Source organism: Pseudomonas sp. 15C (assembly GCF_055484735.1).
In genome coordinates, this window is sequence record NZ_JBUDGD010000003.1 from 76,906 (window position 1) to 102,349 (window position 25,444).

Consider the following 25,444-nt stretch of genomic DNA (forward strand, 5'->3'; position numbering starts at 1 on the left):
GCCAGCGATAGCGACGGCACATTGAGCATTTTGGTTGACTGACACACCTCTATCGCTGGCAAGCCAGCTCCCACAGGTTTTCGGGTGTGCAGGTCGATGGCTGTACATTCAGGAAGTCCCTGCCAATGGCTTGCGCGCCACAACATTGACCAAGGTCTCTTCCCGTTGCCCAAACGGCTTCGACTTGCGCAACCCCAAGCGCTCCAGCAAACCGAAATCCTTCGACCGGCTCCACCACAGGTACGGGTAAGACACATTGCGCTCGGCGAACTCAAAGCCCTGCTCGCGAATCATCTGCAGATACTGCGCCGCGCTCTTCTGCACGTGCATCGGATGACGGAACAGCCAGCGGATCACCCAGGTATCGATGTAAGCCTCGGTGGACTCGGCGAACAGCAGATAGCCGCCCGGCTTCAGTACGCGATAAAACTCGGCGAGGGCTTTTTCCTGCTCGACCAGGTGATGGAACGTCTGGTGGCAGAACAGCAGGTCGACACTGGCGTCCGGCACATTGAGCTTCGCACAGTCGCTGCCGATCAACTCGACGTCCAGCTCCAGACGTGCCGCTTCAGCAGCACTCAGTTCGAGGCTGTGTCGATCGGCGTCGACTCCGATCAGGCGCTGCGGGGCGAAGGTCTGGCGCAGATGAGCGAACGACTTGCCCTGGCCGCATCCGGCGTCGAGCAGCACCGGTTTTTGCGGCAGCGCCTCGCTGAACAAACCCCGCAGATCATTGATCGCCACGCGCAGTACATGGTGCTGCCAGGTGTGGCTGCGCAGGAACCAGAAACCGAAGCGGGTTTCTTCGACGTAGCTGTCGCTCAAGTGATTCATGGGGCGTCCTTTGCACAGAGTTCGGAAATCATGTTCAGGCGTCGACGCGCTTCGCTGACGAACGGGTTGCGTTCGTCCCAGGCGTAACCGGCAAGAATCGAGCAGATCATCCGGCGGATATCCGCTTGACCATTTTCATAAAAGATCACGTCCTGAAAGGTGCCGGCGTACCAGCCCTCAACGTAGCAGCGGAAGGTGTCGACGCCGCGCTTGAGCGGCTCGGCAAACTCGCTTTGCCAATCGACCGCTTCACCCTGCAACTGACGGTGCAGCACCGCAGCGGCCATGCTCGCCGAGCGCATGGCGATGGTCACGCCGGAGGAAAACACCGGGTCGAGAAATTCCGCGGCATTGCCGAGCAAGGCAAAACCCGGCCCGTGCAGGGTTTTCACATTTGCCGCATAGCCGCCGAGGGTGCGCGCCGGGGTATCCCACACGGCGTTGTTCAGTACGCCGGCCAGGCTCGGTGTTTCACTGATGAAGCCGCGCAGGCAGGCGTCCAGATCAGCGTCGCGACCTTCGAAGTGTGCAGCTGCCGCCACCACGCCCACCGAGCAACGGCCATTGCTGAACGGAATCGTCCAGAACCACACGTCGCGGTGTTCAGGGTGGGTGGTGACGAGAATTTTCTCGCGGTCGAAGGCTGGGTTGTCGATGTGATCTTCGACATGCGTGAACACTGCCTGACGCACAGGGAAATTCGACGGTGCCTCGAGATCCAGCAAGCGCGACAACACCCGGCCGTAGCCGCTGGCATCCAGCACGAAATCGGCTTCGACGCGGTACTCGCTGCCGTCCTCGCGACGTACATCAAGCTGTGGTCGGGTTCGCTCGAAATCGACGCTGACGATGGCATCGCCGTAGCGGATTTCCGCACCTTGCAGCGCCGCTTGATCGGCCAGCAGTTTGTCGAAATCGGCGCGCTGCACCTGAAAGGTGGTCGGCTTGCCATCGGTGAAGGTGTCGCTGAAATCGAAGGCGCTGTAGCGCTCACCCCAGGCGAAGGCGGCGCCGGTCTTGCGCTGGAAACCGGCGGCATTCACCGCGTCGAGCATGCCGGCCTCTTCGACGAAATCCAGACAATGGCTAAGCAGGCTTTCACCAATGGAAAAGCGTGGGAAATGCTGGCGTTCGATCACCAGCACATCGTGGCCCTTGCGCTTGAGCAGGGCGGCGGCGATGGCACCGGACGGGCCGGCACCGATGATCACTACCTGACGCGATTGCAGTTCAGCGATTGGCACGGGAACTCCGGGGCAAATGAGATTTGATAGTCAGTGGTGCGCGGTGCAGACCGATCAGCGCCGGCAACAGCGTTGCGATCAGGCCCATCAGCATCAACGCAAAGTACAGCGCCGGGCTGATGAGTTGTTGCTGCAACAGTAGATTGAGAAAAACGATTTCGCTCAGGCCGCGAATGTTCAGCAGCACGCTTTCGCGCCAGCGGCTGGCGCCTGCGAACGAAGCCCCGGCCCAGCCGAGGCCGAGCCAGTTGCCAAGCAGTTTACTGGCAATCGGCAACAGCAGCAGCGCCGCCCATTGCAGTGCGTCGAGGCTGGCGAACGCGCTGTGCACATCGATCTGGACGATGCCGAAGGTCAGGATCAACGGAATCGCCAGCCACGTCTGCAAACGGTTCATCCACAGCGCGGGCAATGGCAATACCAACGGCACTTTCAATGCGGCCATGCACAGCAGGTAACCGATGCCGAGAATCAGCGCGTTGAGTTTGTAGTGCTCGGCCATCACCAGCAGCGCAAAGAAGCCGAGGCTGAACGTCAGCGGTCGACGTACACCGAGCAGGCGCAGCAGCAACGGCACGCCAGCCAGGGCCAGCGGCAGCAACAGACTGCTCAGGTGCAGACTGCCCTGAGCGAGGCCGAAGAGCGTCCAGCAGGTCAGGTCGATGAGGATGGCGGTCTGCACCAAACGGCGGGTGGCGGCGGGCGGGTAATCGATATGACGCAGATACAGATACAGCACCGGAATCGCGGTAATCGCAAACACCAGCCCGATTGCCAGCGAACTCAACCACGGTTGCGCCGGCAACAGCCAACAAGCCGCCGCCAGACCCGCAGCGAAAGGCACGGCAAAACTCGGCACAGCGATTTTCAGGCTTTGCCGATCCAGTTTCAGATCGATGACATCGCTGAGAATGTGCCCCAGCAGCAGGGCAAAACTCAGGCTGTACAGGCTCTTCAACCAGTCTGGTGCGATCAGTTGCGCGCCGCTGAGCTGCCAACTCGGCTCGACCCAAAAGTACATCAACAGCGGCAGACCGAAACTGGCCAACAGTAACTGACTGACAATCGGGATCAGGCCGAAGTGGCGGCCTACGCGAGTCGCCACGGCGAACAAGGCCAGCGCCAACAGCCAGAAAGCCGCGATCATCATGCGTGCGGCTCCGTGGCAGTGTCGCTGTGCGTATGGCGTCCGGCCCACGGCGCCAGCATGAAGCTGAACGCCAGACCAAGGCTCACCGACAGACCGAAGTTACTCACCGCCGGGGTGCTGGACACCGCCAGCAGACCGAACGACAGCCAGGTCGTCACCGCTGCCAGCAAGGTGCCAAGCAGGCTCACTGCCGCGCCGCCGACCTGTTCACGCATGAGAATCGCGTAGTCGACGCTGATCGCCGTCACCAGCAGCAGGCCGAACAGACTGAACAGCGTCAGCGGCTGACCGAGCCAGCCGAGGCTGGCCAGGCTGCACAGCGCCGCCAGCAGTGGCAGGGTGACGATGCGCAACGCACCACCGATGCCGAACGGCAGCATCAGCACCAGCACGATCAGCACACAGGAGGCGAGCTTGAGTTCGGCGGCGCTGATTTGCGTGGCGGCGAAGACTTCATTCAATTCGCCGAGACGGTCGACCAGTCGCACGCCCGGCAAATCCAGCGCCTGCACCCGCAACAGTGCCGGGTTGTTCAGGCCTTGCAGGCTGGTGATCGCCGCGACGCCATCGTCGGTCGGGCCGAGCCACAGCGTGCGGTACGGCTCGCCGAGCGGGCCGGCCAGTGCGGCGTCGATGTCTTCGGCAGGCACGGTCTGCAACTGCTGCAGCTCGGCTTGCAGCGCCGCGAGCGGCACGCCGAGGTCGAGCAGTGGCTGCCAGTGCTGCGGCAGTTGATTCAGCGCGGCACGCACCCGCTCTTGCTGAGTTGGCGGGCTGACCAGTTGATCGAGCGCCAGATAGCCTTGCAGCTTGTCGAGATTGACCAGTTGCTGCAGACGCTCGCTGAGCGCCGCCTGACGTTCGAGCAACTGCTCCTGATTGGCAGCGCGAACGAGGAAAAACTGGCTGGTCGGCTGATAACCGGTGATGCGCGCAATGGTCTGGGCTTCATCGGTCAGCTGTTGCGGTGCGCCGACCCACTGGCGGATGTCGTTCTTGCTTTGCAACTGCATCAGACCGCCGACGCAGAAGGCAATCAGCAGCGCCAGCAGCACCGGCGTACGAACCCGTTCGAGCAGTCTTTCGCGCAGCGTGACCAAGCGTTCGGCCAGTTGCAGCGGCCATTGCGCCGGGCGCAGTTCGAGGTTGTTCAGCAATGCCGGCAGCAGGCACACGGCGGATAAATAGGCGCCGAACAATCCGGCCGCGGAGAACACCGCAATCTGCGTCAGCGCCGGGAACGGCGTCCACGCCAGCGCCAGATAGCCGATGGCGCTGGTCACCAGGCTCAGGGTCAGCCCGGAAAGCGTCAAACGTAGCGCCGGCCAACTGCGCCACGGCTTCAGGCTCCAGCTCTTGGACAGATAGTGCAACGGATAATCCACCGCCACGCCGATCAGGCTGGAGCCGAGCACCAGGGTCATCACGTGCATGTGGCCGAACAGTGCGACACACGCGACCGCGCCAAACAGCATGCCGACCAGCACCGGGACGAACGCCAGCAACACCCGCCAGCGGCGGAACGCGAGCAACAGCAGCAACAGGATGCCGACCGTGGCACCGCCGCCGACCCAGGTCATTTCCCGGGTCGCCTGCTGCTGACCGTTGGCGGCATACAGCAAGCCGCTGGCGGCCAACAGTTTCACGTCGGACTTCGTCGCTTGGGCGCGACTCTGCGCGAGCAGATCGGCGATTTGCAGCGGCAGGTTCATGTCAAAGGCGTTGCCGCGGGTACGCGCCCGCAGCAGCACCCAGCTCTTGCCGTCGGCGTCGGCGATCAACGCGCCGCTGCCGATGTCCAGTTGCACCGCGCCGTGTTGCGGCTGGCTGTTCTGGATGCGCCCGGTCAGGCCCAGCCAGTCCTCTTGACTCGACACCAGACTGAAACCGCTGAACGGGTCGAACAGCGCTTGAACCCGTTGCTGGATAAACGCGTCGGGATGTTCGATCAGCAATTGCCGATCATCGGCCGAGAGCATCGCCAGCCGCCCTTGCAGCAGTTGCGCGCGCAGGGCCGGCAGATCGGCTTGCAGGTTCCACTGCACGGTCTCGAACAGGCCGCTGGCCTGCCATTGCTCGCCGAGCGTCTGCGCCATGGCCACCGCTTGCTGGCGATCGGCGTGGCCGACCAGCACCAGCATCTCGCGGTTGAGCGGTTCCTGCATGCGCTGTTCGGCGCGCTGTTCGAGGGCGTCAGGCTGAGTGCCGGGCACCAGTTCCATGAGGTTCGCCGACAATGGCGGACCGGCGCGCCACTGCCAGCCGGCCAGCGCAACGACCGCCAGCAGCAGGATCAGGAACAGCCACGGCAGCCTGCGTTCACTCGGCAAAGTCATGTTGCTCCGCGTCGCTCAATGGCTGGTCGGCCGTGCTGTCCTGCATGCGCAGCACCGTGCTGTCGCCTTGGGTTTCCAGCAGTTCGATGGCCTGCACCAGCGCGCCGCCGTCGATGTTGATCTGCTTGAATACTTGCTGGAGCAGCAGCGAACGCGGGGTCAGGGTCAGTTGCCAGCGCTGCGCATCGCCGCTCAGGGCCAGCTCGAAATCCCGTTGCAGGCCGCTGCTGTCACCTTGCAACACGGCAAGGAACAAACGGTTCTGCTCGGCACCGGCGCTCTTGTTCGGCAACAGCTGCCAGCCCGCACCGTCACGCCGGGCGATGCCTTTGGCGCTGATGCGGTAGTCCTGCTGCAACGGGGTCTTCAACAGCCACAGCAAACCGTGATTTTTTGCCAGAACGAAGCTGCCCTTGCTGATCAGCGGCTGGGGCAGGGCGCGCAGGTGTTTTTCCTGAACGAACTGGCCGTGGATGACTTCCGGCTTCGCCAGTTGTGCGCTCAGTTGTTGCAGGTCGAAGGCCTGGGCCAGTGACGAGATGAGCAGCAGCGCCAAGGCGCTGAGGCTTTTAACCAGAACGTTCATCGCAGCATCCTTTCTACGGCGTCGGTAAAGACTTTCGGCGACACCAGTTGCATCTCGCGGCGGCTGACTTCGACGGCGACTTGCACCGAGCTGGCGCGGGTCAGGCGCTCACCGGTTTGCAGGTCGGTGATCAGGTAGTGGATCTTCAGACGGTTCTCCCACTCGACCAGGCTGGCGCGCACATTCAGCCGCTGGCCGAACACCGCGCCACGCACGTAGCGCAGTTGCAGGTCGATCACCGGCCAGGCGTAACCGGACTCGACCATGGCCGCGTAGTTGTGGCCGATCTTGTCCAGAAGCGCACACCGCGCCACTTCCAGGTATTTGACGTAATGCCCGTGCCAGACCACATGCATGGTGTCGACGTCAAAGAACGGCACGAGGATTTCCGTGTCGGCGTGCAGCACTCCGGCGCTACGCATGCAGCCTCCAGTGTTGCGCGGCAATGCGTTGCAGACACAGGCGCAGTTCGCCTTCCAGCGCGCGGTCTTCGATGACCGGCGGGAAGTCTTTGCTCAGCTCTTCATGCATGGCGGCCAGCGCCGGCGGCAGCGGCCGCGCATCGTCAGCTTGTGCGCGCAACCACACGCCCTGGTTGGCGGCGAGCAAGGTGGCGGCGGCGACCTGTTCGGTCAGCTCCAGCACGCGGATCGCATCGCGGGCGGCGATGGTGCCCATGCTCACCTTGTCCTGGTTGTGGCACTCGGTGGAGCGCGAGAACACGCTGGCCGGCATGGTGTTTTTCAGCGCTTCGGCGGTCCATGCGCTGGTGCCGATCTGCACCGCTTTGAAACCGTGATTGATCATCGCCCGATCCGCTGGAGCGCCGGAAAGGTTGCTCGGCAAGCCATGGTTGTAACGCTCGTCGACCAGCAACGCCAACTGTCGATCAAGCAGATCGGCGACGTTCGCGACCAGATTCTTCAGGCTGTCCATGGCGAAGGCGATATGCCCGCCGTAGAAGTGCCCGCCGTGCAGCACGCGCTCGGCTTCGGCGTCGATGATCGGGTTGTCGTTGGCGCTGTTCAGTTCGGTTTCGATGAACGAACGCAGCCAGTTCAGGCTGTCGGCCAGCACGCCGAGCACGTGCGGGGCGCAGCGCAGCGAGTAGCGGTCCTGCAGGCGATGCAGCGGCGCGGTCGGTGCGTCGATCGCCAGATCCTTGCGCAACCACGCGGCCACCTGCATTTGCCCTGGATGCGGTTTGGCCGCGAACAGCCGCTCATCGAAATGCTCGGGATTACCTTGCAGCGCCACCACGTTGAGCGCGGTGATGCGCGCGGCCAGTTGCAGCAGATAGTCGGCGCGGGCGAAGGCGAGGCAGGCGAGGCCGGTCATCACCGCAGTGCCGTTCATCAGCGCCAGCGCTTCTTTCGGGCGCAGCACCAAAGGTGTCCAGCCGAGTTCGCGGTGCACATCGGCAGCCTGACGGCGCTCGCCACGCAGCAGCACTTCACGCTCCCCGGACAGCGTTGCGGCGACGTACGACAACGGCGTCAGATCACCGCTGGCGCCGACCGAACCCTCTTCAGGAATCAGCGGCAGAATGTCGTGTTCGAGGAACGCTTGCAGACGCTCGAGCAACTCGACCCGTACCCCCGAAACGCCGTGGCACAGCGACTGCAAACGCGCCGCCAGCACCGCGCGGGTGGCTTGCGCGTCGAGCAGTTTGCCCAGGCCGCAGCCGTGGAAGGTGTAGAGGTGACGCGGCAACGCTTCGACGTGATGCAACGGCACCGCTACTACGCAGGAATCGCCATAACCGGTGGTCACGCCGTAGATGACGCCTTCCTTGTCCAGCAGCGAATCGAGAAACCGCGCGCCTTTGGCGATGCGCTCGCGGTAATCGGCATCGTTCTGCAACTGCACGGGCACCTGACGGTTGGCCAGGGCCAGCACGTCTTCGATGCGCAAGGGGCGTTCGCCGAAGGTTACCGGCTCAGGAATTGGCGTGGTCATCGGTTTTCCAGAAAGGGTAGAAATTGAACCATTGCTGCGGCGCTTCGAGGCAATAGTGACTCAGGCGCTGCGCATAAAGACTGGCCCACTGATGAATGACCTGCTCGCGTTCGCGGCGCGTCCACACCACGGCGTCGGCGAACGGTTCGAGGGTCAGGCGATAGTGGCCGTCGGGTTGTTTCAGGCACATCAAAAGATTGACCGGGCACTTCAACAGGCCGGCCAGCAACCACGGCCCTTGCGGGAATGGCGCCGGGTGGCCGAGAAAGTCGACGGTGACGCTGCGCCCGCCATGCAGCGGCACGCGGTCGCCGGCAATCGCCAGCCACTCGCCGCGCTCCAGCCGTTCGTGCAGTTGCAGCATGATCAACGGGTCGAGTTCGCTGACCTGGATCAGGCGCAGATTGGTCGCCCCGGCCTCGCCGAGCAAACGGTTGAATTGCTCGGCGTGCTTGGTGTGCACCAGCACGTTCATGGTGACTTTTTCGCCGATCTCGGCCAGCGCGCGGCAGACCTCGAGGTTGCCCAGGTGCGCGCCGACCAGCAGCTGACCACGACTGCCGCGCAACTGCTTGCGCAACAACGCCGGGTCGATGATTTCGATCTGCTCGATGCGCAGCTTGCCGTTCCACACGTCGAGCTTGTCGAGCAGCGAATCGGCAAACGTCATGAACTGGCTGAAGACGCGCCAGTGGCTCGGGCGCAGATCTTCGCGCTGGCTCCATTCGGCCAAGCGCTGCTGGTACTGCCAGGCGCTGCGCCGGGCGATGCGTCCGAACAGGAAAAAATACAGCACGATGCCGTACAGCAAAGGGCTGAGCAGGCGGCGGCCAAGGACCTTGGCGGCCACCGCGGTGAATTTCATCAGCAGGAAGCTGCCGCGCTCTTCGCGGTCGGCCCAGTGCTTGTTGTCGGCTTCTTCGCTCATGGTTTGCACCGGCGCCAGAGGATCACCGGCAAACGCAGCAACATGCCGAAGAACAGCCGCGTGTGCATACTGGAAATCAGCGCGTTGTCATGGAACAGGCGAAAGTGCGACACCCCGTCCAGCGGGTAATGCACGCTGGTTTGCAGCCAGCGCATCGGCTGATTGCGCCATGCCAGACGCACAAGGATGTCGGAATCGAAATCCATGCGCTTGCCGACTTTCGCCGAGTCGATCACCGCCAGCGTCGGCGCCAGCGGATACACGCGAAAGCCGCACATCGAATCGCGGATCTGCAGCGACAGCGTGTTGATCCACACCATCACATGCGTCAGGTAACGCGCATACAAACGGCCCTTGGGCACGCTTTCATCGAACAGCGGATAACCGCAGATCATCGCCTCGGGATGCGCACGGGATTCGGCGACGAACCGGGCGACATCCTGCAAATCGTGCTGACCGTCGGCGTCGACCTGCAGGGCATGGCTGAAACCCAGCCGCGAGGCTTCGCGCAACCCGGTCATCACCGCGCCGCCCTTGCCTTGATTGGCGGTCAGACGCACCAGAAACACGTCGTCACGCTGGGCCAGGCCATCAAGCACGCGCGCGCAGGAAGGTGCGCTGGCGTCGTCGACCAGAATGCACGGCAGGCCCTGGCCGAGTAGGGCGTCGACCACGGTGCCCACCGCGGTTTCATGGTTATAAACGGGGATTACCGCGCAGGGTTTATGCATGCCTGTACTCCCCTGACCCACCGCAAACCCTGTGGGAGAGAGCCTGCTCGCGATTGAGTGCGCAGCACTCACCGAAATCAACCATGTTCAACACCCAGCAAGATCCGCCCACTGGAACACGTCGCCGTGTCATTGCGATAAGCAAAATACAACTTGCGCCGCTCGGCATCGAAACGCAGGTGCAGTTGAATTTCATCCCCCGGGCGCACCAGTTGCTGGAATTTCAGCACTTCCATGCCGGCGAACGCACCGTCGAGCTTCAGTAACTGACGGCCGAGATTCAGTGCCCATTCCACCTGCACCACACCGGGCAAAACCGGCGCTTTGGGAAAGTGCCCGCTGAAGTAAGCCAGGTCTGGCGGCACGCTGAGTTGCAAGCTCCACTCACCGCCCGTTTCGACTTGTTCCAGCAGTTCAGGCGCTTTCGGGCGCGGAGCAATCAGCAGGGCGTCGACTTCGGCCTGGGGCAGTTTGCCCTGGCTATTGAGCGGTAACTGCCGCAGCAGCCGCCAGCGCCGCGGCAGGGCAAGCACTTCGCAATGTGTCTTGAGGTGTTCGCGCAGTGACTCGGTCAGACCGCGGCGGCCGTGTTCGCGCAGCGCGAACAGGCCGGCGTCGCTCAGCACCAGCAAAGCACCGAGGGACGCGCGATTTTCCTGCACCACGCCCAGACGTGCTTCGGCGACCCACTCGTGGGCAACCAGGGCCTGTTCGAGCATGGGCAGGGAGATGCGTTTTTCTTCGAGTTTGACGATCCGGTCGAGGCGCCCGAGCAGTTCGAAACGCCCATCAGCCGCGATGCGTGCGGCGTCGGCGCTGTGCTCGACATGCCCCGCCGGCAAGTAAGGTGAGGCGATCAGCAACGCGCCGTCGCTGTCCTGGCTCAGTTCGACCGCGGCGAACGGTTGCCACAGTACGTCGCCCTGACGCCAGGCAATCCCGCCGGTTTCCGAGCTGCCGAGAATTTCCGTCGGCCATTGCTGCAAGCGTTGCTCGAGGCTTTGCGCGGCCTCAAGCGGCAGCGCGCCGCCGGAGGAAAATACCCGGCGCACCGCGCTTAGCGCCGGCCAGTCGAGGTTGTCGCCCATGCGCTTGAGCAATGCCGGGCTGGCGACCCAGGCGAAGGCCGGGTGTTCGCGGCTGGCGCGTTGCATGTCCTCGGGAAATGCCAGTTGTTTGCGCACGAACGGGCGCCCGGCGCACAGCGGCCACAGCACGCGAAACAGCAGGCCGTAGATGTGCTGGGTGGCGACGCTGCCGATGATGCAGGCCTGGGCAAGGTCTGCGCCCCACAATTGCTCCAGCGCCTCGACTTCATTGGCCAGTTGCCGCAGGGTCTTGTCGATGCGCTTGGGTTCGCCGCTGGAGCCCGAGGTGCACAGGCTCAGTCGGCATTGATCGAGATCCAGCGCCGCGCCCGCTAATGGCGGCTGCTGAATTTCATCGAGTCGGGTATCGCCAGGCTGATCGGTCAGCCACAGGTCGACCTCGTCCGCCCAGCGCTGGCGCGTCTGCCCTTGCAGGTCGGCAGGCAACAGCACGCTGACGCCTGCGCGCCAGGCACCCAGCAGCGCGATGGCCAGTTCGGCGGCATCTTCCAGATGCACGGCCAGATGGCGCACGCCTCGTGCCTGCAGCGCGGCGGCGACGCTCAGCGCCTGCTCGCACAGCGCGGCATGATCAAGTGCCGGTGCGTGGCTGACGGCCCGCAGCGGTTGGGCCTTGAGCAGCAGGTGCTCAAGTTTTATCCAGTTCATGTACGGCCTCTTACCCGTTGTCGTATCAGCCATTCAATGGCAAACATCAGGCCGATCAATCCATAGGAGATCAGGCCGGTGTACAACATCCACCAATCCAGCGGCGCCCACAGGGTCAGGAGCGCGGCGCACAAACCGTTGCAGAAGAAAAACACACTCCAGGCCAGCGTGACCTGGCGCGTATAGCGAATCGCCTCGGGTGGCAGATCCGGCTCACGCAAGCGCGCCAGCCGCTCGACCATCGGCATGCCGAACGTCAGGCTCGAGGCGAACAGCACCAGCATGAAGCCGCTGATCAGCACCGGGTACCAGCGCAGCAATTGCGGGCTGTCGAACAGCGCCAGCAACACGCAAAAGGCGATCGCCACGCCGGCCATCCAGACGCTGCCGGGTTTGCGCTCGCCACTCAGCACCCGCGCCAGCCACAGACTGCCCAACAGCAGGCCGAACTGCCACGGCGCGAAGTGCTCCATGCCGAAATACACCGCAAAGGGGTACAGCAGGCCGGCCAGCAGCAGGCCGAGGCCGATCAATCGGCTCATGCGGCCGGTTGAACCAGACGGTAGACCGCCTCGACCACGTCACCGACGGTGCGCACCGACTTGAATTCTTCGGCGGCGATTTTCTTGCCGGTCTGGCGTTTGATGTGATCGATCAGATCGACCGCGTCGATGCTGTCGATTTCCAGATCCTGATACAGATTGGCGTCCATGCTTACGCGGGCCGGATCGAGCTCGAACAGCTCGACCAGGGCATCGCGCAGGGTGTTGAAAATATCGTCACGAGTTTGCATGGTCCGGTCTCAAGCTGCCTGTCTGGCCGTGACAAAAGCCGCAAGGCTCGCCACGTTGGTGAAATGGTTGCGGGTGTCTTTGGCATCGGCGTCGATCTTGATGCCGTATTTTTTCTGGATGGCCAGGCCCAGTTCCAGCGCGTCGACCGAGTCCAGGCCCAGGCCTTCGCCAAACAGGGTCTGCTCGTCACCGATGTCGTCGGGGGCGATGTCTTCGAGACCGAGGGCATCGATGATCAGCTGTTTGATGTCACGGTGCAGTTCGCTCATCTTCGGCGAGCTCCTTAATGAAATAGTCATGCAAATAATCGTTGAGCTTGCGCGAGGCTTGCGGGGCGGGCCCCTGCGCGGCGAAGGTCTGTGGGTCTATATCGGCGCCCACGCGAAAACTGAAGTGCACGCGGCGCTTGGGAATGCGATACCAGGGTTCGGCTTTGGTCAGGGTGGTCGGGCTGACCTTGATGATCACCGGCGTCACCATTTTCGCACCGCGCAGGGCAATCGCAGCGGCCCCCCGATGAAAGGCCGGCGGCTGCCCCGGCTGGGTGCGCGTGCCTTCGGGAAAAATGATCAGGGTCTGGCCGTTTTGCAGGGATTGGGCGGCGGCGTCGAGCATGTCCATGCTGCCGTCATTGCTGATGTATTCGGTGCTGCGCAGCGGGCCACGGGTGAAGGGGTTTTCCCACAAGCTTTTCTTCACCACGCAATTGGCCTGGCGCACCAGACCGATCAGGAACACCACGTCGATCAGTGACGGGTGATTGGCGATGATCATCTGCCCCGGTCGACCGAGGCGCTCGGCGCCCTGTATTTCATAGGTCAACACACCGGTGCGGGCCATGAAACGCACGAAAAACCAGAACAGCCGACTGACGGTTTTGCGTGCACGTTGCCGGTGCGCAAGCGCATCGCCGGGCAGGCAGTTGAGCAATGGAAATACCAGCACGCGCAGGCAGAGGCCGCCCAGCCCGAACAGGGCGAAGCTTGCGGCGGTGGCCAGCAAGCGCCAGTAATAGGCGTCGCGGTTTTTCTCGGTCACGGGTTGCGTTGCCAGGTCCATACACGATTTTTCCACGCATGTTGGCAATGGGATTGCTGGCCGAGCAGGGTTCGCAGCAGGTTCAGCGCGTGCGGCCAGTGCGCCTTGGACCGTGTTTGCGGGGCGCTGTTCAAGGTCAGCCGCCAGTCGGTACCCGGCGTGAGCAGAAGCCCGAGCGCATAGGGGAACGGCACATCATCGACCCACGCCGAATAGGCCGCTGGCGGTTGCTCCTCGGTAATCACCAGCAGCACCGCCGGGGCGCCTTCCGCCAGTAGGGCAGCCGCTTCGAGCATGCCGTGTTCAAGACCGTCGCCAGCGGCGGCGAGGGCGGTCATTTCACTGGTTTCGCCGCGCATGATCGACCACAGACCGATGATCGCGTTGTGCACCGAGAGGCTGAACTGGGTGGGCGACAGCGGCTGTTCGTTTGCCAGATCGCAAAGGATGTCGAAGGTGCGCGGGGTTTCGCCGTGGCGCGAGACGAACACCAGCGGCAGATTGTCCCGTCCGTCGGCCAGCGGCCAGCCGACGCTGAAGGCCATCCGCGCCAGACGGCTCAGGCGGCGGCGCTGCATGGCCGGCAAAAACGACACATCGGGCGCCGCATCGCTGCTCTGGAGCACGACCGGTTGTCGGCTCCAGGCCTGCCAGGCGTCCACGCTGTCGAGCCCGGGAGCCCACGCGCGCCATTGGGCGATGTTGAAGTTGATCACGGACATTCATCCCGCCCCTGCGGGCAATTGTTGACGCGTTGAATCGCCCAGGCCGCGGCAGGCCTGACGTGGCGCTCGGCGCCGGGTGGCGCGCATTATCCCGGTGCGACGGGTGTGTAGCAAATGCTGGTTACATTTTGCCCAACGAAATGTACCGACCGGTTCGCCGGGACGACTGTCATATGGCCATTATCCAGATTCTCACCGGGGTGTCTGTCGGCCTTATCGGCGATCAGTGGCGGTTATCGCGCTTACTGACTGCGGATTTTTGCACCTCTGGTTGTAGTCCGCGTCCGTGAAGGTAGCGAAGCGAGGTCGCGCGCATCTACACTCGGTCATTCTTTGATACACGGAGGTTTTGTCATGCGGCGCGTGGTGTTCAATCAGAAAGGTGGCGTAGGCAAGTCGAGCATTGCCTGCAATCTGGCGGCGGTCAGCGCCAGCGAGGGTTATCGCACACTGTTGGTCGACCTCGATGCCCAGGCCAACTCCACTCAGTATCTGACCGGGCTGACCGGCGATGACATTCCGATGGGCATCGCCGATTTCTTCAAACAGACCCTGTCCTCCGGGCCGTTTTCAAAAAAGAACCAGGCCGACATCTACGAAACCCCGTTCGACAACCTCCATATCATCACCGCCACCGCCGAACTGGCCGACTTGCAGCCAAAGCTCGAAGCCAAACACAAGATCAACAAGCTGCGTAAATTGCTCGATGAACTGGCCGAAGACTACGACCGAATCTACCTCGACACGCCGCCAGCGTTGAACTTTTACGCGGTATCAGCGCTGATCGCCGCTGATCGGGTGCTGATTCCCTTCGACTGCGACAGTTTTTCCCGTCAGGCCCTGTACGGCCTGATCGCCGAAATCGAAGAACTCAAGGATGACCACAACGAAGGCCTGGAAGTCGAAGGCATCGTGGTCAATCAATTCCAGGCCCGGGCCAGCCTGCCGCAGCAGATCCTCGATGAACTGATTGCCGAAGGTCTGCCGGTGCTGCCGGTGTACCTGTCCAGCTCGGTACGCATGCGTGAATCCCATCAGGCGAGCATGCCGCTGATCCACCTCGACCCACGGCACAAGCTGACCCAGCAGTTCGTCGAACTGCATGACCTGCTCGAAGGCCACTGATCCCCCGAACCCACGCAAATCCCTGTAGGAGTGAGCCTGCTCGCGATTAGGCCGTTGCATTCAACACTTGCGTTGACTGACACGACGCCATCGCGAGCAGGCTCACTCCTCCACTTGGATCTGTGGTGGGTCAGATCCCCTGGCTGCGCAACCAGGCCATCAACTGCGGCAACGGAAACGCACCACTTTGCCGCGCCACTTCTCTGCCGTTCTTGAACAGAATCAGGCTCGGAATCGAGCGAATCCCCAACTGCGCTGACAACTGCTGATTGGCCTCGCTGTCGAGCTTGGCCAACCGACACTTGCCCGCCAACTGCGCCGCCGCCTGTTCGAACACCGGCGCAAACGACTTGCACGGCCCGCACCAGTCCGCCCAGACATCCACCAGCAGCGGCAGATCGCCCTTGATCTGACTGGCGTAATCGCCTTGCTTGAGTTCGAACGGTTTGCTCGACAACACCGCCGATTTGCAGCGCCCGCATTTGGGCTGATCGGCGAGGCGCTCGGCGGGTATGCGGTTGAGGCCGTTGCAGGACGGGCAGGGGATGAGGAGTGACGTGGTCATGAGCGAAATCCTGAAGGGAGCTGATTAGGGGTAGTTTGAGACGTTTGCTCATATTTTCAATCGTGCAGTCTTGTCTGCTATGCCTAGGCTGAAAACGTCACAGGCGAGCCGCCGGTCCGCCCGCCAGTATCGCAACTTGCGATATTTTTGGTTTGTGATTAACTCCCCCCATAGCAGAATGCGATAAGGATGTTGCATGCATGTGTTTAGTGAAAAACCCATTCGAGAGGCCAAAACACGTTGGCCGCACGCAGCAAACGCTCTGGCCCAGTGGTTTCGGCTGGCAAGCAGGATTTATCCAAGGGATTTCTCGGCAATGAAGTCGATATTTCCCGCAACCGATAAGGTTGGCGAATTCCACGTCTTTGATATCGGCGGAAATAAACTGAGGTTAATTGCTTTTGTCAGTTACCGATCTCAACGGCTCTACATAAAGCACGTAATGGATCACCGCGAATATGATCGCGGCAAATGGAAGGAGGGAGGGGTATGAGCATTTTGATAAAAACGGTCGCTGAGCATTGGGAGTTTGTTTCCCCAGTGGTTCGAAAACCCAAGAGCGAGGACGACTATGACTGCTTGGTAAAGGCAGTCGATGAGCTACTTGAGATTACGGGCGACGATGAGTCGCATCCTTTGATGAGCCTTGTCGATATCATCGGTGACTGGATCGAGGAGTGGGATCACACCCATCACCCCATGGCCCAAGCGAGTGGCGAAGAGGTTCTCGGTTACATGATGCGCGAACACGGCCTGACCCAAAGCGATCTGCCGGGCGTCGGTCCTCAATCCGTCGTTTCGGAAATTCTCAGTGGCAAGCGCAAGCTGAACCTGCGCCAGATTCGCTGGTTGGCTGAGCGCTTCAATGTGCCCATCGACGTGTTTACCTGATTCTGCCTCAGGAAGAACAACTGATCTCCAGATGCTTGCCCCACTCCGGCGGCCGTTCGGCGTAACTCTCCATCCCCGGCTGCTGTTCAAACGGGTTGCTCAGCACTGCATGCAGTCGGCGCACTTCGGCGTAATCGCCTTGCTCGGCCGCGTCGATGGCTTTTTGCGCCAGGTAGTTGCGCAGGATGTACAGCGGATTGACCGCGTGCATCCGGGCGCGGCGCTGCTCTTGATCGGTATCGCCGTCACGAGCGACGCGGGCGATGTAGCGTTCGCCCCAGGCATCGAAACCCTTGATGTCGACGAAATCGTCCCGCAAGCGGGCGATGGCCTGTTCGGCTGATTCTTCACCGAGGCGGCGGAAGAACAGCGTGTAGTCGACCCCGCTGTTCTGCATCAGTTGCAGGAGGTTTTCCAGCAGTTGCTGGTCGTCGTCTTCGGCAGTTGTGAAGCCGAAGCGGCGGCGCATCAGGTCGAGGTAATGAGCCTGAAACAGAGGCAAATACAGGCCCAGGGTTTCGCGCAGGGCTTCGACGCTGATGAACGGCGTCAGAGCCTGGGCGAGGGCGCTGAGGTTCCACTGGCCGACCGGCACCTGATTGCTGAACGAGTAACGGCCCTGATCATCCGAATGGTTGCAGATGAAGTTGGCGTCGAAATCATCGAGAAAGGCGAACGGGCCGAAGTCGAAGGTGATTCCGAGGATCGACATGTTGTCGGTGTTCATCACGCCGTGGCAGAAGCCGTAGGCCTGCCATTTGGCGATCAGTTCGGCGTTGCGCTCGACGATCTCGCGGAACATCGCCAGATACGGTTCCGGTTGTTCCAGGCATTCGGGGAAATGCATCGCCAGAACGTGCTCGCCGAGCTGCTTTTGCTGTTCGGGACGCTTGGTGTAGTAGAAATATTCGAAATGGCCGAAGCGGATATGGCTCGGAGCCAGGCGCAGCACCATCGCCGCGCGTTCCTGTTTCTCCCGCCAGACCGGCGTGTCGGAGCCGATCACGCAGGCTGCGCGCGAGGAAGGAATGTTCAGCGCGTAGAGGGCTTCGGAAGCCAGAAATTCGCGGATCGATGAACGTAGCACCGCACGGCCATCGCCCATGCGCGAAAACGGCGTCTGCCCGGCGCCCTTGAGGTGCAGGTCCCAATGTTCGCCGGCGTTGTTGTAGACCTCGCCGAGCAGCAAACCACGACCGTCACCCAGTTGCGGTGTGTAGCCGCCGAATTGGTGGCCGGAATAAACCATCGCCCGTGGCTCGGCATCGGCCCACAGCTTGTGGCCACCGAACAGTTCGGCAAATTCCTCGGTGTCGGCCGTCGCCGGGGCCAGATCGAGCAGGGCCAGTGCGGCCGGGCTGGCCACTACCAGCCGTGGATTACCGATCGGCTCGGGCAGTACGTGGGCGGAGAAGGCGTCGCCCAGGCGGGCGAAGCGATTGTCGAATATCAGTTCGTCGAGGGCTTTCACGGGCCGGCTCCAGCAGAGTGTCCGAGCATTCTGCTGGGACCATAGCGGTTAGTCGAGTTTGCTCGGTGGCGGTTCCGGCAACGGTTTCTCTGCGTCGACGACCGGCGCGATGGTTTTGTTCTCTGGCTCCACCGGCACCATCTTGTATTCCTGGCCCTGGAGATTTTTCAGATAGACCTCCATCTGCCGGAACGAAATGTTGATGTGCTGCTTCTTGAACTCGCGGTTGATGAAGCGGTTGACCTCATCGAGCACCGGGTTGCGGTCGCCGAGGTCGCGCACATGCATGCGCAGCTCGTGATCGAGGGTGCTTTCGCCGAAATTGAGGAAGTACACGTGCGGCTCCGGTTCCTTGAGCACGCGCGGGTTCTCCCGGGCGGCCTTGAGCAGCAGTTCCTTGACCAGATCCAGGTCCGAGCCGTAGTCCACGCCGAGTTTCAGCGTGACGCGGGTGATGGTGTCGGTCAGCGACCAGTTGATCAACTGGCCGGTGATGAAGGTTTTGTTCGGGACAATGATGTCCTTGCGGTCGAAGTCGGTGATGGTCGTGGCGCGGATGCGGATCTTGCTCACCGTGCCCGACAGGTTGCCGATGGTGATGGTATCGCCGATCCGCACCGGACGTTCGAACAGGATCATGATGCCGGAGATGAAGTTGGCGAAGATCTCTTGCATGCCGAAACCGAGGCCGACCGACAGCGCCGCCACCAGCCATTGCAACTTGTCCCAGCTCACGCCAAGGGTCGACAGGGTCGAGACGAAACCGACGCCGGCAATCACATACGACAGCAGAGTCGTGGTCGCGTAGGCGCTGCCCTGGGCCAGATCGAGCTTGGACAACACGAACACTTCAAGCAGACCGGGCAAGTTGCGCGCCAGAGCGAAAGTGATGCCGATGATGATCAGCGCGCCGAGCATGTCGCCGATGCTGATCGGCACCATGCTCATGTTGGCGCCGGTACCGCTGGTGTATTCGTAGAGGGTGATGTTGTCGAGGTACGAGAACACCGAAATCAGGTCCGACCAGACCCAGTACAGCGCGGCGATGAAGCCGCCGAGCAGGGCCAGACGGATCAGGCGCAGGGACTGTTCGTTGACCTTTTCGATGTCCAGCGTCGGTTCTTCGATCACCGCTTCGCCGTCGCCGGCCTCTTTCGCCGCTTGCCGTTTGGCCAGCGCGCGCTGGTAAGCCAGGCGTCGTGCGGCAACGCTCAGACCGCGGACGAACGTGGCCTCGATCACCAGCCAGAACATCAGCAGGTACAAGGTATTGATCAGCCGGTCGCTGAGTTTCAATGCGGTGTAGTAGTAGCCGAAACACACCGCGACAAACAGGGCGATCGGCAGCAGGGTAAACAGCACGCCGACGGCCTTGCGGAACAGCGAAGTGTTTTCGTGGGTCGGGCTGGCAATCAGCAAGCGGCTGAGCAGCCACGCCATCAGGGCGTAGCAGGTCAGCACCACCGGCATGCCGAGCACATCGTCGGCCAGCGCGGCCGGTTGCAGTTCGGCGACGGCAACGATGGTCACCAGCGCCATCACCACCAGACCGAGGCGACGGATCCAGCCCTGGAGGAATTCGACCTGCGGTTTTTCCCAGCGGAAGTGCAATTCAGCCACGCCGCCCGGCGCCAGAATCCGGTAGGCGGTGTAGAACACCAACCACGCCTGACCCATTTGCAGCAGCGCCGCGCCCATGTTGGCGTTCTGCCCGCGCGCGTCGATCTGCAAGGCCAGCCCACACAGCGCCAGCCCCAGCGCCACCGGCATCGCCAGCAGGATGTTGATCAAAATCGCCTGCGGCGTATGCCACTGGCTGTCGCGTTTGAAGTGACCGATGTCCTGATGGACCTTGTTCAGCCGCGCATAGAGATTCTTGCGCCGCCACAGCAACGCGCCGATCAACAGCGCCAGCGGCAGGAACAGCAGCGGTCGCTGAGTCAGGCCGTCGACCAGCTCACTCAGGCTGGAAGCCCAGGGCAGGGTGTTGACCTGACGCTCCAGACGCTCCGGCACGCCGCGCATCCATTCGACGTCCAGCGGTTTGTTGCTGGGGATCCAGAACATCTGTTCATCGAGGGTGGCGCGCAGGCTCTGCGCGGTGCTGAGCAATTGCTTCTGGTTGAGCTGCAGAGTGATCGATTCGTTGAGCACGGCGCTCAATTCGCGGTTCAGCCGTTCGAGCAGATCGGCGCGGGTGTTGGCCAGATCCAGCAGGCTCTTGCGCAGTTGCGGGGTGATCTGTTCCGGCGGTTGCGTGGCCAGCAGGTTGTCGACGTAGGTCGCCGGGTTGCTGAGCAATTCGCGCTGCTGGCTGACTTCGAACTGATACAGACGAATATCGGCGATCTGATCGGCCAGATCGCGGTCGACCTTGAGATGCGGCAGCGCCTGTTTTTGTTTATAGAGAATCTTCGACAGCAGCAGGCTGCCCTTGAGCACGTTGATCTGCTCGTCGAGCGCTGAATCGCTCTGGGTCAGGCTGTCGAGTTGCTGTTTGGTCTGCAGGTTCTGCTGGGTGACTTCGTTGAGCCGATCAGTGCTTTTGAGCAGATAGTCGGAAAGTTTGAGGTTGGCCGTACTTTCACTGGCGAGCAGGCTGCTGCCGCCGGCCTTCTGCGCTTCGATCGACTGCTGGGTCACGGTTTCCTGCGACTGCGCCAGACGCTTCTGGTTGATCAGGGTTTGCAGTTCCTGAATCTCGCGGTCGAGGCGGTCGGATTTTTCCGAGAGGAGGTCATGTTGAGCGTTGCCCAGATCCTGCAACTGGCTGTTTCCGGCCAGTTCCTGACGGCGCAGCGGGATCAACGCATTCAGCGCTGCCAGCTCGGCATTCAACTGGTCGCGCTGCTCGGCGCTAACGGTTTTACCCGCATCCTTGCCGGATTTGAGGATGTTGTTGATCTGCTGAATACGCGTCTGGCTGGCAGAGATCTCTGCCTGGGCGCGCTCGGGGCGTGTCTGCGCGGTGATGATCAGACTGTTGGCGTCGGCCAGGGCCTTTTGCAGGTCGCTTTGCTGGGTCGAGCGCTCGGTGAGAATCTGCTCCAGCTGCGGAATCGATTCCTTGGCGAAGCGCTGTGCCACCGGCACCACTGCAGTGGCTTTGAGGCGTGCCAGCTCGCGGGTGTTTTCGATGGTCTGCTTGGGGGCGCTGGCCAGTTGCTGCTTGAGATCGACCAGTTTCTGCTCGTAATCCCGGCGATTGGTCAACTGCGTGAGGGTACTTTGCAGCACGCCCTGCAACGTTTTTTTATCAGCGTCCGGCAGTTTGCTGTCGGCAAGCTTGTCGAGGCTTGCCTGCACGGCATCGCTGGACGGTGGTTCGGCGGCGTACAACGGGCCGACGGTGAGACTCAGGCCCAGCAGGGCCGCGGCGAAAAAGGAGCGCAGGGTAGGCATAGAGACCGGTCAAGCAAGTGAGAGTGAACGCAGTTTAGAGGAAGAGCCCGGGGCCCGGGCGACTTCCTTCGGGGAATCTGACGCCCACTTTGCCGATCTTGTTCCCGTCCATGACCGCCACGGTCCAATGGGTGTTGTTCCACTCCACCTGGTCGCCGACGATGGGCGCGCCACCGACTTTCTGCGCAATGAAGGCGCCCAGGGTCATGTCCGGATCGATGCCCTCGGCCGGTAAGCCGTAAAGCGCCGCAACCGCTTTAAGCTGGGCGTCTCCTTCGAGCACGAAGTCGCCGAAAAAGCGCAGATCGAGGCCGCGCTGCGGCGCCTGACTGAACAGTTTTCCGAGCGCGCCGAGGTTGTGTTCATGGCCAATAACACACAGCAAATCATCGACTTCCAGCACCGTACTACCCGACGGATGGAGCAGTTGCTGACCACGAAACAGGGCTGCGATGCGGGTGCCTTCGGGCATTTTCAGCTCGCGCAGGGGCGAGCCGATGCACCATTTCTCCGCGCCGAGCTTGTAGACGAACAGCTCCCACTCACTGGTGACATGGACTTCCAGTGCCGAGCGGGAAATCGGCGCCGGCTCCGGCGGCACCGTCACCTTCAACAGTTTCGCCACCCACGGCAGGCTCGTGCCTTGCAGCAGCAGCGACACCAGCACGATGAAAAACGCCAGATTGAAATACAGCTGCGCATTCGGCAGCCCGGCCATCAGCGGGAACACCGCGAGAATGATCGGCACCGCGCCACGCAGGCCGACCCAGGAAATAAAGGCTTTTTCGCGACCATGGAAAGCCTTGAACGGCAGCAGGCCGACCATCACCGACAGTGGCCGCGCAAACAGAATCATCCACAGCGCCAGAGCAAGCGCAGGCACGGCGATCGGCAGCAGATCGTGCGGGGTGACCAGCAACCCCAGCACCAGAAACATGCCGATCTGTGCCAGCCAGGCCATGCCGTCGAGCATGTGCAGGATGCCATGACGGCTGCGCACCGGACGGTTGCCGATCACCAGACCGCACAGATAAACGGCGAGGAAGCCGCTGCCGTGCAAGGCATTGGTCAAGGCGAACACCACCAGCCCGCCGGCGATCATCAGAATCGGATACAGACCGGTCGCCAGGTTGATCCGGTTGACCAGTTGCAGCAACACCCAGCCGCCGCCGAGGCCGATCACGCCGCCGATGCCGAATTCGCGGATCAGGTGGGTCAGCAGGCTCCAGTGCAGGCCGGTCTGGCCGCTGGCAAGCATGTCGATCAAGGTGACGGTGAGAAACACCGCCATCGGGTCATTGCTGCCGGATTCGATTTCCAGCGTGGCGCTGACCCGTTCGTTGAGGCCTTTGCCGCCGAGCAGCGAAAACACTGCTGCAGCGTCAGTCGAGCCGACGATGGCGCCGATCAGCAGGCCCTGGATCAGGTTCAGGTCAAACAGCCACGCCGCGGCCATGCCGGTGAGCCCGGTGGTGATCAACACGCCGACAGTGGCCAGCGATAGCGCTGGCCATAACGCCACGCGGAAGCTCGACACCCGTGTGCGTAAACCGCCGTCGAGGAGAATCACCGCCAGCGCGAGGTTGCCGACCAGATAGGCCGTCGGGTAGTTATCGAAAATGATCCCGCCGCCATCGACCCCGGCGGCCATGCCGACCGCGAGGATGATTACCAGAATCGGAATGCCGAGACGCGAGGACAGTGAGCTGACCAGAATACTTGCGCCTACCAGCAACGCGCCGATCAAGAACAGGCTGTTGATGGTCGTCGCATTCAAAGGCAGTACTCCAGAAGCGTAAAGACGGGGCACAAACTGACCATGCAGTCTGCGTGCCAGCGATTCTAACCTGTTGAAATGTGATGCTGTCAAAAAGCTTTTTCAGCGAGGCATCCGGATCTGCGCTCGGTGGGCGACCGCTGCCCTCACCCTAGGCCTCTCCCGGAGGGAGAGGGGACTGACCGCGGTGTTTTTGCCGGTCACGCCGACCTGACAGACCGGAGTCGAACTCAGGTTTGAACAGCATGAAGATCTGCTCCCTTTCCCCCTCTCCCCCTTGGGGAGAGGGCTGGGCGGGCGGCGTTCCGATGAGGGGGTAGCTTTTGATCTTGCTTTGATTAGAGGCTGAATCGCCCAACCATGTTGTTCAAATCCAGCGCCAACCGCGACAACTCATTGCTCGCCGCGCTGGTCTGATTCGCCCCGGTCGCCGATTGCACCGACAGATCACGAATGTTGACCAGATTGCGATCAACCTCACGCGCCACTTGCGCCTGCTCTTCGGCGGCGCTGGCAATCACCAGGTTGCGCTCGTTGATTTCGACGATGGCGCTGTTGATGGTGTCGAGCGACATACCGGCACCACGGGCGATGTTCAGCGTCGATTCGGCGCGCTCGGTGCTGTTGCGCATCGAGTCGACGGCGTGTTCGGTGCCGCTCTGGATGCTGCCGATCATCCGCTCGATCTCGCTGGTCGACTGCTGCGTGCGATGAGCCAGCGCGCGGACTTCATCGGCAACTACCGCAAAACCACGCCCGGCCTCGCCCGCGCGGGCCGCTTCGATGGCCGCGTTCAGCGCCAGCAGGTTGGTCTGATCCGCGAGGCCGCGAATCACGTCGAGCACCTTGCCGATATCGCGGGATTCATTGGCCAGATCGCCGATCAACGAAGCGGTGCTTTGCACGTCGGCGCTCATGCGTTCGATGGCGCTGACGGTTTCCTGCACCAGATCGCGACCGTCGCCAGCCGATGTGGTGGCATTCTTCGAGGCTTCCGAAGTGCTGACGGCGTTGCGCGCAACTTCTTCGACGGCGCTGGTCATCTCGTTGACCGCGGTGGCCGCCTGTTCGATTTCGTTGTTCTGCTGGGTCAGGCCACGGGCGCTTTCGTCGGTAACGCTGTTCAGCTCTTCGGCGGCAGAGGCAAGTTGGGTGGCCGAGCCGGAGATGCGCTGCAGGGTGTCGCGCAGTTTCGTTTGCATCTTCGCCATCGCCGCCAGCAGACGCCCGGCCTCATCACTGCCATCGACATGGATCGGCTGGGTCAGGTTGCCTTCGGCGATGGTTTCCGCCGCATCGAGTGCCTTGGCGATCGGCTTGGTGATGCTCACGGTCAGCAGCCACGCGAACAGCATTGTCAGACCGGAGGCGATCAGCAGCAGGCTGACCACCAGATTGAAAGACATCGAATACTGATCCTTGGCCCCCTGGTCGATGTCGGCGATCTGCTGAGTATTGATGTCCAGCAAGCGTGCCAGCGCGGTGTTCACCGCTTCCGAATTGGACAACAGGTCGGTGTTGAGCAGTTGCTGCAACGCATCGATCTGATTGTTGCGCGAGAGGGTTTTCATCCGCTCTTCGAGCTGGCGGTATTGTCCCAGCAACTGCACATACTGATCGTACGCCGAGCGTTCTTCAGGGCTGGAGATCAGCGGCTCGTAAGCACGTTGCGCCTCGGTGATCTGGCGGTTGCGCATGTCGAACAGCTCGATGGTTTTCTGCTGCACGTCCGCTTCGCGGTTGATCAGCAGGCGATACGACAGAACGCGCAAGCGCAGGGTCAGCTGGGTGAATTCATCCAGTGCCTTGATCGACGGCACACTGGTGTTGGCGATGTCTTCGCCCGCCGAGCGGATCTTGCTCATCTGATTCAAGGCGAAGACGCCGAGAATCAACATCAGGCCGCCGATCAGGGCGAAACCGGTGAACGCCCGGGGGGCGATATTCATATTGCGAAGGGACATGGGCGGATACCGAAAAGGGCCGCATCCATGCGGGTTGAGCTGCTGTATGGCTGACTTATCGGTCATACGACTAAAGTCTTGAGTCGGTGTGCGCATTTGTCGCAGCGGGAGCGGGGCGACGAAGTGCAGGAACCAGATCGGCAGATCACAGTCTTTTAAACTCGCGG

23 protein-coding genes and 1 pseudogene are annotated in these 25,444 nt (G+C 61.9%); 3 read left to right on the forward strand and 21 right to left on the reverse strand.

The annotated features are described in order from the left end of the window. Positions 1-108 precede the first annotated feature (108 nt). From ACYYKW_RS03140 to ACYYKW_RS03210, 15 genes are all read right to left on the reverse strand, one after another. Positions 109-834, reverse strand: coding sequence for a class I SAM-dependent methyltransferase (locus ACYYKW_RS03140; protein WP_464989384.1), 726 nt, complete (start codon positions 832-834; stop codon positions 109-111). Continuing rightward, positions 831-2,078 (reverse strand): NAD(P)/FAD-dependent oxidoreductase, encoded by a 1,248-nt coding sequence (locus tag ACYYKW_RS03145; protein WP_464989385.1) that lies wholly within the window; start codon positions 2,076-2,078, stop codon positions 831-833. The genes ACYYKW_RS03140 and ACYYKW_RS03145 overlap by 4 nt, the downstream gene beginning before the upstream one ends. Continuing rightward, positions 2,065-3,228 carry a sodium:proton antiporter gene (locus ACYYKW_RS03150; RefSeq protein ID WP_464989386.1) on the reverse strand — a complete coding sequence of 388 codons (1,164 nt, stop codon included), beginning with the start codon at positions 3,226-3,228 and terminating at the stop codon, positions 2,065-2,067. The genes ACYYKW_RS03145 and ACYYKW_RS03150 overlap by 14 nt, the downstream gene beginning before the upstream one ends. Then, positions 3,225-5,564 (reverse strand): MMPL family transporter, encoded by a 2,340-nt coding sequence (locus ACYYKW_RS03155; RefSeq protein WP_464989387.1) that lies wholly within the window; start codon positions 5,562-5,564, stop codon positions 3,225-3,227. Before ACYYKW_RS03155 ends, ACYYKW_RS03150 begins: the two co-directional genes overlap by 4 nt. Continuing rightward, positions 5,548-6,150 (reverse strand): outer membrane lipoprotein carrier protein LolA, encoded by a 603-nt coding sequence (locus ACYYKW_RS03160; protein ID WP_464989388.1) that lies wholly within the window; start codon positions 6,148-6,150, stop codon positions 5,548-5,550. Before ACYYKW_RS03160 ends, ACYYKW_RS03155 begins: the two co-directional genes overlap by 17 nt. Next, positions 6,147-6,572, reverse strand: coding sequence for an acyl-CoA thioesterase (locus tag ACYYKW_RS03165; protein ID WP_093105679.1), 426 nt, complete (start codon positions 6,570-6,572; stop codon positions 6,147-6,149). Before ACYYKW_RS03165 ends, ACYYKW_RS03160 begins: the two co-directional genes overlap by 4 nt. Then, on the reverse strand, positions 6,565-8,109 hold the full coding sequence (locus tag ACYYKW_RS03170; RefSeq protein ID WP_464989389.1) for an HAL/PAL/TAL family ammonia-lyase: 1,545 nt from the start codon (positions 8,107-8,109) through the stop codon (positions 6,565-6,567). Before ACYYKW_RS03170 ends, ACYYKW_RS03165 begins: the two co-directional genes overlap by 8 nt. After that, positions 8,090-9,037, reverse strand: coding sequence for an LpxL/LpxP family acyltransferase (locus ACYYKW_RS03175; RefSeq protein ID WP_090280490.1), 948 nt, complete (start codon positions 9,035-9,037; stop codon positions 8,090-8,092). Before ACYYKW_RS03175 ends, ACYYKW_RS03170 begins: the two co-directional genes overlap by 20 nt. Continuing rightward, on the reverse strand, positions 9,034-9,768 hold the full coding sequence (locus ACYYKW_RS03180; RefSeq protein ID WP_464989390.1) for a glycosyltransferase family 2 protein: 735 nt from the start codon (positions 9,766-9,768) through the stop codon (positions 9,034-9,036). Before ACYYKW_RS03180 ends, ACYYKW_RS03175 begins: the two co-directional genes overlap by 4 nt. A gap of 77 nt (positions 9,769-9,845) precedes the next feature. Beyond that, positions 9,846-11,525, reverse strand: coding sequence for an ApeI family dehydratase (locus ACYYKW_RS03185; protein WP_464989391.1), 1,680 nt, complete (start codon positions 11,523-11,525; stop codon positions 9,846-9,848). Continuing rightward, positions 11,522-12,067 carry a COG4648 family protein gene (locus tag ACYYKW_RS03190; protein ID WP_208939038.1) on the reverse strand — a complete coding sequence of 182 codons (546 nt, stop codon included), beginning with the start codon at positions 12,065-12,067 and terminating at the stop codon, positions 11,522-11,524. Before ACYYKW_RS03190 ends, ACYYKW_RS03185 begins: the two co-directional genes overlap by 4 nt. Beyond that, the gene (locus ACYYKW_RS03195; protein WP_065615459.1) at positions 12,064-12,318 is read right to left on the reverse strand and encodes an acyl carrier protein; all 255 of its coding nucleotides are present in this window, start codon (positions 12,316-12,318) and stop codon (positions 12,064-12,066) included. Before ACYYKW_RS03195 ends, ACYYKW_RS03190 begins: the two co-directional genes overlap by 4 nt. A gap of 9 nt (positions 12,319-12,327) precedes the next feature. Beyond that, entirely contained in the window at positions 12,328-12,588 is a 261-nt protein-coding gene (locus ACYYKW_RS03200; protein ID WP_464989392.1) for a phosphopantetheine-binding protein, read from the reverse strand. Beyond that, positions 12,569-13,378 carry a lysophospholipid acyltransferase family protein gene (locus ACYYKW_RS03205; RefSeq protein ID WP_464989393.1) on the reverse strand — a complete coding sequence of 270 codons (810 nt, stop codon included), beginning with the start codon at positions 13,376-13,378 and terminating at the stop codon, positions 12,569-12,571. Before ACYYKW_RS03205 ends, ACYYKW_RS03200 begins: the two co-directional genes overlap by 20 nt. After that, a complete protein-coding gene (locus tag ACYYKW_RS03210; RefSeq protein WP_093105645.1) occupies positions 13,354-14,079 on the reverse strand; it encodes a beta-ketoacyl synthase chain length factor in 726 nt (241 codons plus the stop codon). The genes ACYYKW_RS03205 and ACYYKW_RS03210 overlap by 25 nt, the downstream gene beginning before the upstream one ends. 357 nt (positions 14,080-14,436) lie before the next feature. On the opposite strand from ACYYKW_RS03210, the gene ACYYKW_RS03215 reads away from it, so the two are divergent. After that, entirely contained in the window at positions 14,437-15,207 is a 771-nt protein-coding gene (locus ACYYKW_RS03215; RefSeq protein WP_090280512.1) for a ParA family protein, read from the forward strand. A 130-nt stretch (positions 15,208-15,337) separates the two neighbouring features. Here ACYYKW_RS03215 and trxC read toward each other — a convergent pair whose 3' ends face one another. Next, entirely contained in the window at positions 15,338-15,772 is a 435-nt protein-coding gene (trxC, locus tag ACYYKW_RS03220) for a thioredoxin TrxC (RefSeq protein ID WP_093105640.1), read from the reverse strand. A gap of 196 nt (positions 15,773-15,968) precedes the next feature. Between trxC and ACYYKW_RS03225 the strand changes: the two genes are divergently transcribed. Both ACYYKW_RS03225 and ACYYKW_RS03230 read left to right on the forward strand, forming a co-directional pair. Continuing rightward, on the forward strand, positions 15,969-16,265 hold the full coding sequence (locus ACYYKW_RS03225) for a type II toxin-antitoxin system HigB family toxin (protein ID WP_093105635.1): 297 nt from the start codon (positions 15,969-15,971) through the stop codon (positions 16,263-16,265). After that, positions 16,262-16,663: a helix-turn-helix domain-containing protein gene (locus ACYYKW_RS03230; protein ID WP_093105631.1), complete on the forward strand. Its 402-nt coding sequence runs from the start codon at positions 16,262-16,264 to the stop codon at positions 16,661-16,663. The genes ACYYKW_RS03225 and ACYYKW_RS03230 overlap by 4 nt, the downstream gene beginning before the upstream one ends. A 7-nt stretch (positions 16,664-16,670) precedes the next feature. Here ACYYKW_RS03230 and selO read toward each other — a convergent pair whose 3' ends face one another. From selO to ACYYKW_RS03255, 5 genes and pseudogenes are all read right to left on the reverse strand, one after another. Next, entirely contained in the window at positions 16,671-18,134 is a 1,464-nt protein-coding gene (gene selO / locus ACYYKW_RS03235) for a protein adenylyltransferase SelO (protein WP_464989394.1), read from the reverse strand. Between the two features lie 48 nt (positions 18,135-18,182). Continuing rightward, entirely contained in the window at positions 18,183-21,536 is a 3,354-nt protein-coding gene (gene mscK / locus ACYYKW_RS03240) for a mechanosensitive channel MscK (RefSeq protein ID WP_464989395.1), read from the reverse strand. A gap of 34 nt (positions 21,537-21,570) precedes the next feature. Then, positions 21,571-23,313 carry a potassium/proton antiporter gene (locus ACYYKW_RS03245; RefSeq protein WP_090280529.1) on the reverse strand — a complete coding sequence of 581 codons (1,743 nt, stop codon included), beginning with the start codon at positions 23,311-23,313 and terminating at the stop codon, positions 21,571-21,573. Positions 23,314-23,651: 338 nt separating this feature from the next. After that, positions 23,652-24,524 (reverse strand): methyl-accepting chemotaxis protein, encoded by an 873-nt coding sequence (locus tag ACYYKW_RS03250; protein ID WP_408003576.1) that lies wholly within the window; start codon positions 24,522-24,524, stop codon positions 23,652-23,654. A gap of 30 nt (positions 24,525-24,554) precedes the next feature. Then, positions 24,555-25,373 (reverse strand): annotated as a pseudogene (locus tag ACYYKW_RS03255) (MCP four helix bundle domain-containing protein); the annotation flags it as partial. Positions 25,374-25,444 lie beyond the last annotated feature (71 nt).

What these genes read in the sequence shown, in the direction of transcription:
- ACYYKW_RS03140 (WP_464989384.1), bottom strand. Translation starts at nt 834, where the DNA reads ATGAATCACTTGAGCGACAGCTACGTCGAAGAAACCCGCTTCGGTTTC.
- ACYYKW_RS03150 (WP_464989386.1), bottom strand. Translation starts at nt 3,228, where the DNA reads ATGATGATCGCGGCTTTCTGGCTGTTGGCGCTGGCCTTGTTCGCCGTG.
- ACYYKW_RS03155 (WP_464989387.1), bottom strand. Translation starts at nt 5,564, where the DNA reads ATGACTTTGCCGAGTGAACGCAGGCTGCCGTGGCTGTTCCTGATCCTG.
- ACYYKW_RS03160 (WP_464989388.1), bottom strand. Translation starts at nt 6,150, where the DNA reads ATGAACGTTCTGGTTAAAAGCCTCAGCGCCTTGGCGCTGCTGCTCATC.
- ACYYKW_RS03165 (WP_093105679.1), bottom strand. Translation starts at nt 6,572, where the DNA reads ATGCGTAGCGCCGGAGTGCTGCACGCCGACACGGAAATCCTCGTGCCG.
- ACYYKW_RS03170 (WP_464989389.1), bottom strand. Translation starts at nt 8,109, where the DNA reads ATGACCACGCCAATTCCTGAGCCGGTAACCTTCGGCGAACGCCCCTTG.
- ACYYKW_RS03175 (WP_090280490.1), bottom strand. Translation starts at nt 9,037, where the DNA reads ATGAGCGAAGAAGCCGACAACAAGCACTGGGCCGACCGCGAAGAGCGC.
- ACYYKW_RS03180 (WP_464989390.1), bottom strand. Translation starts at nt 9,768, where the DNA reads ATGCATAAACCCTGCGCGGTAATCCCCGTTTATAACCATGAAACCGCG.
- ACYYKW_RS03185 (WP_464989391.1), bottom strand. Translation starts at nt 11,525, where the DNA reads ATGAACTGGATAAAACTTGAGCACCTGCTGCTCAAGGCCCAACCGCTG.
- ACYYKW_RS03190 (WP_208939038.1), bottom strand. Translation starts at nt 12,067, where the DNA reads ATGAGCCGATTGATCGGCCTCGGCCTGCTGCTGGCCGGCCTGCTGTAC.
- ACYYKW_RS03195 (WP_065615459.1), bottom strand. Translation starts at nt 12,318, where the DNA reads ATGCAAACTCGTGACGATATTTTCAACACCCTGCGCGATGCCCTGGTC.
- ACYYKW_RS03200 (WP_464989392.1), bottom strand. Translation starts at nt 12,588, where the DNA reads ATGAGCGAACTGCACCGTGACATCAAACAGCTGATCATCGATGCCCTC.
- ACYYKW_RS03205 (WP_464989393.1), bottom strand. Translation starts at nt 13,378, where the DNA reads ATGGACCTGGCAACGCAACCCGTGACCGAGAAAAACCGCGACGCCTAT.
- ACYYKW_RS03210 (WP_093105645.1), bottom strand. Translation starts at nt 14,079, where the DNA reads ATGTCCGTGATCAACTTCAACATCGCCCAATGGCGCGCGTGGGCTCCC.
- ACYYKW_RS03215 (WP_090280512.1), top strand. Translation starts at nt 14,437, where the DNA reads ATGCGGCGCGTGGTGTTCAATCAGAAAGGTGGCGTAGGCAAGTCGAGC.
- trxC (WP_093105640.1), bottom strand. Translation starts at nt 15,772, where the DNA reads ATGACCACGTCACTCCTCATCCCCTGCCCGTCCTGCAACGGCCTCAAC.
- ACYYKW_RS03225 (WP_093105635.1), top strand. Translation starts at nt 15,969, where the DNA reads ATGCATGTGTTTAGTGAAAAACCCATTCGAGAGGCCAAAACACGTTGG.
- ACYYKW_RS03230 (WP_093105631.1), top strand. Translation starts at nt 16,262, where the DNA reads ATGAGCATTTTGATAAAAACGGTCGCTGAGCATTGGGAGTTTGTTTCC.
- mscK (WP_464989395.1), bottom strand. Translation starts at nt 21,536, where the DNA reads ATGCCTACCCTGCGCTCCTTTTTCGCCGCGGCCCTGCTGGGCCTGAGT.
- ACYYKW_RS03250 (WP_408003576.1), bottom strand. Translation starts at nt 24,524, where the DNA reads ATGGCGAAGATGCAAACGAAACTGCGCGACACCCTGCAGCGCATCTCC.